Here is a 12,383-nt window from a genome sequence, read left to right on the forward strand (position 1 = left end):
TCAACTAACGCTCCTGCTGGTGAGTGGGGCTCGGGAAACTGCCGGTCGAGCCGTTGCCGGCCTGACGACCCTGCGCGATGCCCCGACGGAGATTGGTCAGCCGGCCGCGTACGTCGTCAGGCGAACGCGAGACCTGCGGACCGGTCTGGTGCTGTTGCTGCTGAGCCGTGCCCGGGACGAGGTTCGCCCGGGGCACCCGGCGCGGCAGACCGGAGGTGGTGACGCCGCCCGCGGCAGGCTGCCGGACGCGCTCGGCCTGGCGGACGAGTTCGTCGTTGGGCGAGGTCCGCCAGGACGCCGGAGCGGCGGCCGGACGTTGCGGAGCGGCCGGAGCCTGCGGCTGCTGTTCCTGCTGCGGAGCCGGGGACGGCGCCGCACCCCCCGCCTGCTGACCGTGGAACCAGTTGGTCTCCAGCGTGTCGTACAGCGGGGTGCGGCCGTCGCCGGGGCCCGAGGCCGGCGGCAGGGCCTCCGGCTCGGGACGTCCGGCCGGACGGTGCGGGACCGGCTGCTGCGCGGCTCCGTACCCGTTCGACTGCGGAACGGGGAACTGGCCGGTGGACGAAGGGTCCTGGCGGCCGGGCAGGGAGTGCTGCCCGGTGGCGGAGCCGTCGTAGCCGGAGGAGGCGAACTGACCCGTGGAGCCGTTGTCGTAGCCCTGCGGGGCGAAGTGGTCCGGCGTCGCCGGAGCGTTCTGCCCGCCGGGGGCGCCGAAGACGTCGGAGCGGGTGTAGCCGTTGTCGCCCGGCCGGCCGCTCGTGCCGGGGCGCTCGAACTGGCCGGCGTCCTGCCGACCGCCCGTGCCCGGGCGCTGGAACTGACCGGTGTCCTGCGGGTTGCCCACGGCCGGGAACTGGCCCGTGTTCTGCGGACCGTTCGCCGCGGGCCGACCGAAGTCGGCGGGCCGGCTGAAGTCGGCGGGACCGGCCTGGCCCTGACGCTCGTCGATGCGCGGCACCGCGGGTATCTCGGCGGTGGCGCCGGGACCCTGCCGGTCGTCGATCCGCGGCATGCGCGAGGTCTGCGCGACGTCCGGCTCCTCGTGGCCGCGCGGGGCGTCCAGCGGGGTGCGCGGCACCGGCGGCCGGGCGTTCTCGTCGCCCCAGCTGGGCATGCGCGGCTGCGGGTTGCCGCCCGGCAGCTCGGCGCGCGGACCGCCGCGCGGCGGCAGCTGCGGCTGACGGCCGCGGCCACCCTGCTCGGCGTTGTTGGCGCGCTGCTGCGGCGGACGTCCGCCGAACATGTCCGTGCCCTGCGTGCTGCCGTTGGCCGCCTGCAGTCCCTGCGGCGCACCCGGCGCCTGGCCGCCGAAGCCGGCGCCGGCCGGGCGACCCTGCGGGGGCGCGGCCGGCGGCTGCTGGGGACCGCGCGGCGGCTGGCCGCCGGGACGGCCACCGCCGTCCCGGCCGGGCAGCGCGGCCCGGGGGCCCTGACCGCCGGCGAGACGGCCGCCCGCGCCGGGACCGGCGCCGAGGGCGCCGCCCTGCGAGCCGTTCTGGCGACGCGCGGCGGCGACGCCGGCCGCGGCCTGCGCGGCGGCGGGACCGCCCGCGACGCTGCCCTGACCGGGCTTGGGCTGGGGCTTCTTGCCGCCCTGGGCGACGTCCACGGGCAGCATGACCAGCGCGGTCGTGCCGCCGGAGTCGGAGGGGCGAAGCTGGATGCGGATGCCGTGCCGCTGCGACAGACGGCCGACCACGAACAGACCCATGCGGCGGGAGACCGACACGTCCACGGTGGGCGGCGAGGCGAGCCGCTCGTTGATCGCGGCGAGGTCCTCGGGGGAGAGGCCGATGCCGGTGTCGTGGATCTCGATGAGCACGCGGCCGTCGGGCAGCGCGTGACCGGTGACCTTGACCTTGGTCTGCGGAGAGGAGAACGAGGTGGCGTTCTCGAGCAGCTCGGCGAGCAGGTGCACGAGGTCGTTGACGACCCGGCCGGCCACTTCGGTGGTCGGCACGGAGGAGAGCTCGATGCGCTCGTACTGCTCCACCTCGGAGGCGGCGGCGCGCAGCACGTCGACCAGCGGGACCGGACGGGTCCAGCGGCGGCCGGGCTCCTCACCCGCGAGGACGAGGAGGTTCTCGCCGTTACGGCGCATGCGGGTCGCGAGGTGGTCGAGCTTGAAGAGCGAGGACAGCTGGTCCGGGTCGGCCTCGCGGGACTCCAGTTCGGAGATGAGCGAGAGCTGACGCTGGATGAGGCCCTGGGAGCGGCGCGAGAGGTTGGTGAACATCGCGTTGACGTTGCCCCGCAGCAGGGCCTGCTCGGCGGCCAGGCGGACCGCCTCGCGGTGCACGTCGTCGAAGGCCGCGGCCACCTGGCCGATCTCGTCCCGGGAGTGCACACCGACCGACTCCACGGACGTGTCGACGTCCTGCGGGTCGGACTCGGACAGCTGCTTGACCAGTTCGGGCAGCCGGTCCTGGGCGACCTTGGTGGCGGTCTCCTGCAGGCGGCGCAGCGAGCGGATCATGGAACGGGCGACGACGAACGCGCCGACCAGCGAGACGCCGAGCACGAGCAGGATGAGCGCACCGGAGATGATCGCCTCGCGCTCCGACTCGGCGCGCAGCTCACGCGCCTTCTGCTCCATGTCCTCGAGCAGCGTGTGCTCGATGTTGGCCATCTGCGCGATCTTGGTCGAGCTGTCGTCGATCCAGTCCTGGTACGACCGCTTGTCCTGCGACTGCAGACCGGTGGTGGAGCTCAGCGCCCGGGTGGCGTAGGTGTCGGCTTCCTCGATGACCGGGTTGCCCCGCTCGATGGGCTGCAGCAGCTCCTCGGCGCCGTCGTCGCCGTAGATGCTGCGGAAGCTCGCGAGTTCGGAGTCCTGGTTCTCCAGAGCGGCCTCGGCGTACTGCCGGTCGTTCTCGGAGAGGTCGCCGTAGACGGTGTTGCTCACCGGCAGCGCCGCCGCGAGCACGGCGCGCTGGACGGAGGCGTACTCCTTGGCGGCGGAGAACGCGGACAGCGCGCGGGTGCGCTGGATCATCTCCGGGTTGCTGGTGGCCTGCGCCATGTCCTGCGACAGGTCCAGCAGGCTGGTGATCAGGCGGTGGTAGGCCTCGACCGTCTGGGTGGAGTTCTTGGGCTCCGAGTAAGCGGTCGACCGGATCTTGGCCAGGTTGCCGAGGTCGCTGAGGAGACCCACGAGGCTGTCGCGGACACCCTGCAGGTTGCCGTCGGTGCTGGCGGCGTCGATCTCCTCCGAGGCGTCCTGGAAGGCGGTGACGGCCTTGTCGGTCTTGTCCCGGTAGCCCTTGACGCCGAAGTCGGTCGCCTTGCTGCCGTGCGTCAGCGGACCGGCGGAGCGGTCGCGCTCGTTCTGCAGCTGGACGGCCAGCTCGGTGGCCTGCTTGGTCATGTCCGTCAGCAGCTTCATGTTGTCGAGCTGCTTGATGTCGTCCATCGACTGGTCGATGCGCAGCGCGCCCAGCGTGGTCGCGGCGACCACCGGCAGGGTCAGCAGCGCCACCAGACGCGTGGAGATGCGCCAGTTGCGCAGCGCCACCCGCGGGCCGGGACCGGGGGAGCCGGCCGGCGGCTTGGCCGTCGGAGTCGGGGTGAAGGAACTCGGCGACGCGGACGAGCCGGGGCGCCCGGGGCGCTCACCGCCGTCGCCGGACGCGGCCGGGCCCGGGTTCTGGGCGTGCTGGGGCGAGGAACTGCCGGCATTGGGGCCAGTCCCGCCGTGCGGCTCCGGCTCCGCCGAAGCACTGCCATCCCTCTTGAAACGTCCCTGCACTAGCGTCGCAACCTCTGGACCAGGCGCCTCCCCGCGTGAACGGAAAGACGGTGTCGGCGTGTCGGGGGCGTCCTGAATTACGCCACCCTGATGGTCGTGAGTACCGGCGCTGGCTCCCCCTGTCTCGCCGCCACCGGGCGCGTTCTGCGCCCCCTGTGCGCCGGCTCGATCCCGCGGCGGTCCGAGGAATTCCAGCACAGTGCAGGATCTCCAACAAGGCCCGTTGGCCAGGCTGTGACATCCGTGACACGACGTGAGGGTGAAGTTACGGGATGTAGAAAGTGTTTCTCCCTAAGGCGGACATAAGGGTGCGAACCCTGGGGATGACAGGGGTGTCCCAGTCGCCATGATCAGGAGCGGAATGGGCGCTTCAGGTGTCATATGCCCCTTTCGTGGGGGTCGGGCGAGAGTCCGAAATGACCGAAATACCACTGAACCCGTGAGCAAACTCACACGCCGATCATGCGACCTTCACGGGTTCGCCGGGAAGGGCGTGTTTAGCCTGACGCTTTACAGGGATGGCACATCCGACAAACCGCGCCCGCGCGGGGGCCTCTGACGGCCTCTCCGGCGCCCCGAGACGACAGGGTCACGTAAAACAGTGAAGACGACGACGATGTTCCACAAGATCGCCAACCCGAGGCGCACGACGCTGGCGCACCTCAAGGACGCCGACGAACTGCAGCTCCCGGAGCAGCAGGAGCACTCCGTCGATCTCCCTGCCCAGACTGCCAACCCCAAGCGCACCGTCCTCATGGAGGCGCCGCTCGCCGCCTCCGTCGCGGAGTAGATCCAGGGGATCCAGGAGATCATCCCCGATCTCCGCGATCACATACGGGCGGCGGCCGCCGAATGCTCAAGCCGGCCGCCCACGGATGTCAAGGGCGTCCCCGGCCGGGGACGCCCTTCCGCGTTAGCCTGGAGCGTCACACTCCAGCCAGCTCAGTCAAGGGGCCAACCAACCCGTGCGCATCGCCAGGTTCTCCATCGACGGCAACGTCGCCTTCGGCGCGGTCGAGGGGGCCGAGCCGGACGAGCTCGTCCTCGACATCATCAAGGGCATCCCGTTCGCGGACTTCGAGCTCTCCGGCACCAAGGTGCCGCTGAGCAAGGTCCGGCTCCTGCCGCCCGTGCTGCCCAACAAGATCGTCGCCTTCGGTCGCAACTACGCCGAGCACGCGCGCGAACTGGGCAACGAGGTCCCCGACGCCCCGTTCGCCTTCTTCAAGCCGTCCACCTCGGTGATCGGCCACGGCGACGACATCCAGTACCCGTCGTTCTCCGAGGAACTGCACCACGAGGCCGAGCTGGCCGTCGTCATCGGCCGGATGTGCCGCGAGGTCCCGCGCGAGCGCGTGGCGGAGGTGATCTTCGGCTACACCTGCGCCAACGACGTCACCGCACGGGACGTCCAGCGGCGCGAGAAGCAGTGGGCGCGGGCCAAGGGCTTCGACACCTCCTGCCCGCTCGGCCCGTGGGTGGAGACCGGCCTGGACCTGGCGACCGCGTCCGACCTCACGATCCAGCTCACCGTGGACGGCGGACAACGCCAGCTCGGCCGCACCAGCGAGATGACCCACTCCATCGCGGATCTGATCGTCAACATCACCGAGGCCATGACGCTGCTCCCCGGCGACGTGATCCTCACGGGCACCCCGGCAGGGGTAGGCCCCCTGGCTGTCGGCGACGAGGTCGCCGTCACCATCGAAGGCATCGGCACTCTCACCAACAAGGTTGTCAAGCGTGGCTAGCGCACCCGGCTCTCCCGTACGCGTCCGTTTCTGTCCCTCGCCCACCGGTAACCCGCACGTGGGCCTGGTCCGCACCGCCCTGTTCAACTGGGCCTTCGCCAAGCACCACCAGGGCACCCTGGTCTTCCGCATCGAGGACACCGACGCGGCCCGCGACTCCGAGGACTCCTACCGCCAGCTCCTGGACTCGATGCGCTGGCTCGGCTTCGACTGGGACGAGGGCCCCGAGGTCGGCGGCCCGCACGCGCCGTACCGCCAGTCCCAGCGCATGGACCTGTACAAGGACGTCGCGCACAAGCTCCTGGACGCCGGTCACGCGTACCACTGCTACTGCTCCCAGGAGGAGCTGGACACCCGCCGTGAGGCCGCCCGCGCCGCCGGCCGGCCGTCCGGCTACGACGGCCACTGCCGCGACCTCGCCGAGGCGCAGGTCGAGGAGTACCGGGCCCAGGGCCGTGCGCCGATCGTCCGCTTCCGCATGCCCGACGAGACGATCACCTTCACGGACCTGGTCCGCGGCGAGCTGACGTTCACCCCGGAGAACGTGCCCGACTACGGCATCGTCCGCGCGAACGGCGCCCCGCTGTACACGCTGGTCAACCCGGTCGACGACGCCCTCATGGAGATCACCCACGTCCTGCGCGGCGAGGACCTGCTCTCCTCCACGCCCCGCCAGGTCGCCCTCTACAAGGCGCTGGCCGAGCTGGGCATCGCGAAGTCCGTGCCCGCCTTCGGTCACCTGCCGTACGTGATGGGCGAGGGCAACAAGAAGCTCTCCAAGCGCGACCCGGAGTCGTCCCTCAACCTCTACCGCGAGCGCGGCTTCCTCCCCGAGGGCCTGCTCAACTACCTCTCGCTGCTGGGCTGGTCGCTCTCGGCCGACCAGGACATCTTCACGATGGACGAGATGGTCGCCGCCTTCGACGTGACGGACGTCAACCCCAACCCGGCGCGCTTCGACCTCAAGAAGTGCGAGGCGATCAACGCCGACCACATCCGCCTGCTCGACGTGAAGGACTTCACCGAGCGCTGCGCCCCCTGGCTGAAGGCGCCGGCCGCCCCCTGGGCGCCGGAGGACTTCGACGAGGCGAAGTGGCAGGCGATCGCCCCGCACGCGCAGACCCGGCTCAAGGTCCTCTCGGAGATCACCGACAACGTCGACTTCCTCTTCCTGCCCGAGCCGGTCGCCGACGAGGCGTCCTGGGCGAAGGCGATGAAGGGGGGCAGCGACGCGTTGCTCACGACGGCCCGCGAGAAGCTGGAGTCGGCCGACTGGACCTCCGCCGAGTCCCTGAAGGAGGCCGTCCTGGCCGCCGGCGAGGCCCACGGCCTCAAGCTCGGCAAGGCCCAGGCGCCCGTCCGCGTCGCCGTGACCGGCCGCACGGTCGGCCTGCCCCTCTTCGAGTCGCTGGAAGTCCTCGGCAAGGAGAAGACCCTGGCCCGCGTCGACGCGGCCCTGGCGAAGCTCGCGGCGTAACGCCCGGGCACGCGTGAGGGGCGGCCCCCGGATTACCGGGTGCCGCCCCTCACGCGGTCACCTCAGAGTGCGTCGGTCTCGTCGATCAGGTAGTGGGTCTCGTCGAAGATCCAGACCACGACCACGACCATGATCGCGCCCGCCACGACGTACTCCAGCATCACACCAGGGGCGACATATGCCTTACGGAGATTCTCGTCCGGGCCCAGCGGCGCGGTCGAGTTCTTGCGGAACGGATCCCGCGACAGTATCCGCACGGCCCGGTCGAGCTGGGCCTGGCGAGAGACCGGCAAGGTGTCGTAGGCCGCACGCGCCTCAAGGGTGAACTGGACTCGGTACTCGCTCATGTCCTCAGTGTGCCAGCCCGCGATACCGTCGGGGACATGAGTATTCGCGCCGTGGTCTGGGACGTTGACGACACTCTCTTCGACTACACGACCGCCGACCGCGAGGGCATGCGGGCGTATCTCACCACCGAGCGACTGCTCGACCGCTTCGGCACGGCGGAGGAGGCCCTCGCGCGCTGGCGCGCGGTGACCGACCAGCAGTGGGCGCGGTTCTCCGCGGGCGGCATCACCTTCGAGGACCAGCGCCGGGACCGGGTACGGGCGTTCCTGGAACGGCCCGAGCTGACCGACGTGGAGACCGACGCCTGGTTCCGCCGGTACATCACGCACTACGAGGCCGCCTGGTCCCTCTTCCCGGACGTCCTGCCCGTGCTCGACGCGCTCGCCGCCAGCCACCGTCACGCGGTGCTCTCCAACTCCAGCATCCACGTCCAGGACCACAAGTTGCGCACCCTCGGCGTGTACGACCGATTCGAGGCCGTCCTGTGCGCCGCGGAGCTCGGCGTCTCCAAGCCCGAGGCCGGCGCCTTCCTCGCGGCCTGCGAGGCCCTCTCGCTGCCCCCGCACGAGGTCGCCTACGTCGGGGACCACCCGGAGATCGACGGACGGGGCGCGGCCGACGCCGGACTGCTCTCGGTGTGGATCGACCGTTACGGCGGCACGGCGACCGTCGAGCTTCCCGCCGGCCGGCACCGGATCGCCTCCCTCGCCGAACTCCCCGCGATCCTCGGCGCGGATACCCGTTTTGGAGCGCAGTCCACCTTCGGGTAATGTTCTTCCTGCGCCGCCGGAGAGCGGGCTGTGAAGGCCGGGCACCGAAGGCGCAAACTAGAACAAGATCCCCACAGGGGGTTGCGTTACAGTGGCCTATGGTGTAATTGGCAGCACGACTGATTCTGGTTCAGTTAGTCTAGGTTCGAGTCCTGGTAGGCCAGCTCGCAGAGCTCATCTGCAAAGCCCCCGTTGTGTAGCGGCCTAGCACGCTGCCCTCTCAAGGCAGTAGCGCCGGTTCGAATCCGGTCGGGGGTACAGATCCTTCCCAGGAAGGCAGTCCGGGTCGCACCCGCTGTCTCTCATGCAGGATCGCTAGGGCCCCCGTTGTGTAGCGGCCTAGCACGCCGCCCTCTCAAGGCGGTAGCGCCGGTTCGAATCCGGTCGGGGGTACGATTCACCTTGAATCACCTTGGTCTATGGTGTAATTGGCAACACTACGGTTTCTGGTACCGTCATTCTAGGTTCGAGTCCTGGTAGACCAGCTCTGATCTGCGGAAACGCAGGATCTAGGCCCCCGTTGTGTAGCGGCCTAGCACGCCGCCCTCTCAAGGCGGTAGCGCCGGTTCGAATCCGGTCGGGGGTACCACACGAAAGGCCCTCCGCTTCGGCGGGGGGCCTTGTCGCGTGCGCCTGCCGCGAGGGCCTCACTCGAAGCCGTACCGCCGCGCCGACTCCTCCTCCTGCGCCAGCCGGTGCAGCGCCTGCAGCATCGGCTCGACGAGGATCGCCCCCAGCACCGCCGTCTCGATCCGCTCCGCCTCCGACTCCCGCGTCTCCACGAAGTCCAGGTCCAGGATCGCGGCCTGGTGCATCAACCGGGCGTAGGAGAAGAGCAGTTCGGCGTCCCAGTCGTAACCGAGGCGACGCAGCGCGGCCACCGAGACCACCAGCGACCGGTACGCGGGGGAGATCGTCGTCAGCAGACGGGCGTTGGCCCAGCCCAGCGTGCGCAGCAGGTCGTCCGCCTCCTGGTGGGCGGCGCGGACGTGCTCGTCCTCGGTGTCCGGCTCGGGGACCTGGGGCAGCGACCACAGGGCCGCGCCGAGGCGGATCGTGCGGCCCAGGGAGTCGTCGTCCACATGCCCGAGCACCTCCCGCACCGTGGCCACCGGCAGCCGGCCCACCTGGATCATGGCGCGCACCAGCCGCAGACGGCGCAGATGCTCCTCGTCGTACGCGGCGGTCGTCGCGTTGAGCCGGCGGCCGGGCTGCAAGAGGCCCTCACGCAGGTAGTACTTGATCGTCGCCGTCGAGACTCCGCTGCGCTCGCTCAACTCGGCCAGTCTCATCCCTTGCGCACCTCCATGGACAGCGCCACTATCCAAGCATGGCCGAAGCCACCCGCACCACCGCCGACGCGCGAGGCGACGTCGTCGTCCTGCTCATCGGGATGCGTGTCAACCGGTTCTGGGCCGTGCACCAGTGGGTGCCGGTCATGCTGGCGATGCTCAGGATGCTCGCCGAGCTGAAGAAGGACCCGAGCCGGGGGCTCCTCTCCCGGGTCCTGCTGACGGCCTCGCCGCGGACGTACTACGTCGTCCAGTACTGGGAGTCCAAGGAGAAGCTCTACGCCTACGCGAGCGCGCCCGACGCGTTCCACCACCGCGTGTGGGCCCGGCTCAACCGCAGGGAGCGGGAGGGGAAGGTGCGCGGGCACGTGGGGATCTGGCACGAGGCGTACGTCGTGCCGGAGGGGTCGTACGAGGCGGTCTACGGCGACATGCCGGCCTTCGGCCTCGCGGCCGCGCACGGGCAGATCCCGTTGGAGCGGCGGGGGCGCTACGCGAAAGACCGTTACGCGTACCGGTCCGCGCCCTAGGAGGCGTGCCCACGCGGCGGAGTCGCACGCGCCGGCGCCGTCCCACGCCCACGCCCGCGAGGTGGGGGCCTTGCCGTTCGGGAAAGGGCTGCCGCGGCGTTGAGGCCGCCCTTCTCCTCGCGGAGTCAGCCGGTGCGGCGCAGGGCCTCGGACAGGCGGGCCGCCGCGTCGATGACCGCCTGGGCGTGCATACGGCCCGGGTGGCGCGTCAGACGCTCGATGGGACCCGAGACGGAGACGGCGGCCACCACGCGGTTGGAGGGGCCGCGGACCGGTGCGGAGACGGACGCGACGCCCGGCTCGCGCTCGCCGATGGACTGGGCCCAGCCGCGGCGTCGCACGCCCGACAGGGCCGTCGCCGTGAAGCGGGCGCCCTGCAGGCCGCGGTGCAGGCGCTCGGGCTCCTCCCACGCCATCAGGATCTGGGCCGAGGAGCCCGCCTTCATCGTGAGCGTGGAGCCGACCGGCACGGTGTCCCGAAGGCCGGACAGGCGTTCCGCCGCGGCCACGCAGATGCGCATGTCGCCCTGGCGGCGGTAGAGCTGCGCGCTCTCGCCCGTGATGTCCCGCAGGTGCGTGAGCACCGGGCCGGCGGTGGCCAGCAGGCGGTCCTCGCCGGCGGCCGCGGCCAGCTCGGCGAGTCGGGGACCGAGAATGAAACGGCCCTGCATGTCGCGCGCGACCATACGGTGGTGTTCCAAAGCCACGGCCAGACGATGGGCCGTGGGTCGTGCGAGTCCGGTGGCAGCGACCAAGCCTGCGAGGGTGGCCGGACCGGACTCCAGGGCGCTCAGGACAAGGGCTGCCTTGTCCAGGACGCCGACGCCGCTACTGTTGTCCATGAAACGATACTCCCGTCTCACTCTGTGAAACGCAAGTTCATTTTTCCGTGAGACGCGCAACCCTTGGACGCATGGTGGCCCGCGGACCAACGGGCCAGGCGGCGGGTGCCCGGGGAAAAACAGGGGCCGGTGGGCGTCGCCTCCACAAGATCTCTAGTTGGGCCGGTGCGTCATTGCCGGCCGGAGGGAAAGCGATGGGTAGGACACTCGCGGAGAAGGTCTGGGACGACCACGTCGTCCGGCGCGCCGAGGGCGAGCCCGACCTCCTCTTCATCGATCTGCACCTCCTGCACGAGGTGACCAGCCCGCAGGCCTTCGACGGACTGCGGCAGAACGGCCGCCCGGTGCGCCGTCTCGACCTCACCATCGCGACCGAGGACCACAACACCCCGACCCTCGACATCGACAAGCCGATCGCGGACCCGGTCTCCCGGGCCCAGCTGGAGACGCTGCGCAAGAACTGCGCCGATTTCGGCGTCCGGCTGCACCCGCTGGGCGACGTCGAGCAGGGCGTCGTGCACGTCGTCGGCCCGCAGCTGGGTCTGACCCAGCCCGGCATGACGGTCGTCTGCGGCGACTCCCACACCTCCACGCACGGCGCCTTCGGCGGTCTGGCGTTCGGCATCGGCACCTCGCAGGTCGAGCACGTGCTGGCCACCCAGACGCTGCCGATGGCCCGCCCGAAGACCATGGCGATCACCGTCGAGGGCGAGCTGCCCGACGGCGTCACCGCCAAGGACCTGATCCTGGCGATCATCGCCCGCATCGGCACCGGCGGCGGCCAGGGCTATGTCCTGGAGTACCGCGGCTCCGCCATCGAGAAGCTCTCGATGGAGGCCCGCATGACCATCTGCAACATGTCGATCGAGGCCGGCGCCCGCGCGGGCATGATCGCCCCCGACCGGACCACCTTCGACTACCTCGAGGGCCGCCCGCACGCCCCCAAGGGCGAGGACTGGGACGCGGCCGTCGCGTACTGGAAGACGCTGAGGACGGACGACGACGCCGAGTTCGACGCCGAGGTGGTCATCGACGCCACCGCGCTGTCGCCGTTCGTCACCTGGGGCACCAACCCCGGCCAGGGCGCGCCGCTTTCGGCCGACGTCCCCGACCCTGCTTCGTACGAAGACGCTTCGGAGCGCCTCGCCGCCGAAAAGGCCCTGGAGTACATGGGGTTGGAGGCCGGACAGCCGCTGCGCTCCATCAAGGTGGACACCGTCTTCGTAGGTTCCTGCACCAACGGCCGCATCGAGGACCTGCGCGCCGCCGCCGAGCTCGTCAAGGGCCGCAAAGTCGCCGACGGCGTACGGATGCTGGTCGTCCCGGGCTCCGCGCGCGTCGGTCTGCAGGCCGTCTCCGAGGGTCTGGACGTGGTCTTCAAGGAGGCCGGCGCCGAGTGGCGGCACGCGGGCTGCTCGATGTGTCTCGGCATGAATCCCGACCAGCTGGCCCCGGGGGAGCGCTCGGCGTCCACCTCCAACCGCAACTTCGAGGGCCGTCAGGGCAAGGGCGGTCGGACGCACCTGGTGTCGCCACAGGTCGCGGCCGCCACGGCCGTCCTGGGCCACCTGGCCTCCCCGGCCGATCTGTCCGACGCCGAGACCCGTACGCCCGCTGGAGTCTGA

Annotated in this window: 10 protein-coding genes and 5 tRNA genes; 11 read left to right on the forward strand and 4 right to left on the reverse strand. The window is 70.7% G+C overall.

Translation table 11 applies throughout. The annotated features are described in order from the left end of the window. Positions 1 to 4: 4 nt before the first annotated feature. Positions 5 to 3,748 carry a sensor histidine kinase gene (locus QF032_RS27500; protein WP_307046155.1) on the reverse strand — a complete coding sequence of 1,248 codons (3,744 nt, stop codon included), beginning with the start codon at positions 3,746 to 3,748 and terminating at the stop codon, positions 5 to 7. Positions 3,749 to 4,349: 601 nt separating this feature from the next. On the opposite strand from QF032_RS27500, the gene QF032_RS27505 reads away from it, so the two are divergent. The 3 genes from QF032_RS27505 to gltX all read left to right on the forward strand — a co-directional run bounded on the left by QF032_RS27505 (position 4,350) and on the right by gltX (position 6,976). Beyond that, positions 4,350 to 4,538: a hypothetical protein gene (locus tag QF032_RS27505; RefSeq protein WP_057580474.1), complete on the forward strand. Its 189-nt coding sequence runs from the start codon at positions 4,350 to 4,352 to the stop codon at positions 4,536 to 4,538. A 175-nt stretch (positions 4,539 to 4,713) separates the two neighbouring features. Continuing rightward, positions 4,714 to 5,499: a fumarylacetoacetate hydrolase family protein gene (locus QF032_RS27510; RefSeq protein WP_307046157.1), complete on the forward strand. Its 786-nt coding sequence runs from the start codon at positions 4,714 to 4,716 to the stop codon at positions 5,497 to 5,499. Further along, on the forward strand, positions 5,492 to 6,976 hold the full coding sequence (gltX, locus tag QF032_RS27515; protein WP_307057852.1) for a glutamate--tRNA ligase: 1,485 nt from the start codon (positions 5,492 to 5,494) through the stop codon (positions 6,974 to 6,976). Before QF032_RS27510 ends, gltX begins: the two co-directional genes overlap by 8 nt. A 62-nt stretch (positions 6,977 to 7,038) precedes the next feature. Here the strand turns inward: gltX and QF032_RS27520 are convergent, their stop codons facing one another. Continuing rightward, a complete protein-coding gene (locus QF032_RS27520) occupies positions 7,039 to 7,323 on the reverse strand; it encodes a hypothetical protein (protein ID WP_307046161.1) in 285 nt (94 codons plus the stop codon). Positions 7,324 to 7,359: 36 nt separating this feature from the next. Here QF032_RS27520 and QF032_RS27525 point away from each other — a divergent pair, with 36 nt between their 5' ends. From QF032_RS27525 to QF032_RS27550, 6 genes are all read left to right on the forward strand, one after another. Further along, positions 7,360 to 8,094 (forward strand): HAD family hydrolase, encoded by a 735-nt coding sequence (locus tag QF032_RS27525; protein ID WP_307046163.1) that lies wholly within the window; start codon positions 7,360 to 7,362, stop codon positions 8,092 to 8,094. A gap of 92 nt (positions 8,095 to 8,186) precedes the next feature. Beyond that, a tRNA-Gln gene (locus QF032_RS27530) sits at positions 8,187 to 8,258 on the forward strand. A 21-nt stretch (positions 8,259 to 8,279) separates the two neighbouring features. Next, positions 8,280 to 8,352: transfer RNA gene (locus QF032_RS27535), tRNA-Glu, on the forward strand. A gap of 62 nt (positions 8,353 to 8,414) precedes the next feature. Next, positions 8,415 to 8,487, forward strand: a tRNA-Glu gene (locus tag QF032_RS27540). A gap of 20 nt (positions 8,488 to 8,507) precedes the next feature. Beyond that, positions 8,508 to 8,579: transfer RNA gene (locus tag QF032_RS27545), tRNA-Gln, on the forward strand. 28 nt (positions 8,580 to 8,607) lie between these two features. Next, positions 8,608 to 8,683, forward strand: a tRNA-Glu gene (locus QF032_RS27550). A gap of 58 nt (positions 8,684 to 8,741) precedes the next feature. Here the strand turns inward: QF032_RS27550 and QF032_RS27555 are convergent. Further along, positions 8,742 to 9,386, reverse strand: a complete 645-nt coding sequence (locus tag QF032_RS27555; protein WP_307057854.1) for a MerR family transcriptional regulator — start codon at positions 9,384 to 9,386, stop codon at positions 8,742 to 8,744. A gap of 38 nt (positions 9,387 to 9,424) precedes the next feature. Between QF032_RS27555 and QF032_RS27560 the strand changes: the two genes are divergently transcribed. Beyond that, on the forward strand, positions 9,425 to 9,916 hold the full coding sequence (locus tag QF032_RS27560; RefSeq protein WP_307057856.1) for a DUF4188 domain-containing protein: 492 nt from the start codon (positions 9,425 to 9,427) through the stop codon (positions 9,914 to 9,916). 125 nt (positions 9,917 to 10,041) lie between these two features. On the opposite strand, the gene ndgR is transcribed toward QF032_RS27560, so the two are convergent. Beyond that, positions 10,042 to 10,758, reverse strand: a complete 717-nt coding sequence (gene ndgR / locus QF032_RS27565) for an IclR family transcriptional regulator NdgR (RefSeq protein WP_007384919.1) — start codon at positions 10,756 to 10,758, stop codon at positions 10,042 to 10,044. Positions 10,759 to 10,952: 194 nt separating this feature from the next. Between ndgR and leuC the strand changes: the two genes are divergently transcribed. Continuing rightward, positions 10,953 to 12,383: a 3-isopropylmalate dehydratase large subunit gene (gene leuC / locus QF032_RS27570; RefSeq protein ID WP_306949119.1), complete on the forward strand. Its 1,431-nt coding sequence runs from the start codon at positions 10,953 to 10,955 to the stop codon at positions 12,381 to 12,383.

The organism is Streptomyces achromogenes (assembly GCF_030816715.1).
Lineage (GTDB): Bacteria > Actinomycetota > Actinomycetes > Streptomycetales > Streptomycetaceae > Streptomyces > Streptomyces achromogenes_A.

Excerpts from the sequence above, each read along its gene's own strand:
- QF032_RS27520 (WP_307046161.1), bottom strand. The coding sequence starts at position 7,323 with ATGAGCGAGTACCGAGTCCAGTTCACCCTTGAGGCGCGTGCGGCCTAC.
- QF032_RS27525 (WP_307046163.1), top strand. The coding sequence starts at position 7,360 with ATGAGTATTCGCGCCGTGGTCTGGGACGTTGACGACACTCTCTTCGAC.
- QF032_RS27555 (WP_307057854.1), bottom strand. The coding sequence starts at position 9,386 with ATGAGACTGGCCGAGTTGAGCGAGCGCAGCGGAGTCTCGACGGCGACG.
- QF032_RS27560 (WP_307057856.1), top strand. The coding sequence starts at position 9,425 with ATGGCCGAAGCCACCCGCACCACCGCCGACGCGCGAGGCGACGTCGTC.
- ndgR (WP_007384919.1), bottom strand. The coding sequence starts at position 10,758 with ATGGACAACAGTAGCGGCGTCGGCGTCCTGGACAAGGCAGCCCTTGTC.
- leuC (WP_306949119.1), top strand. The coding sequence starts at position 10,953 with ATGGGTAGGACACTCGCGGAGAAGGTCTGGGACGACCACGTCGTCCGG.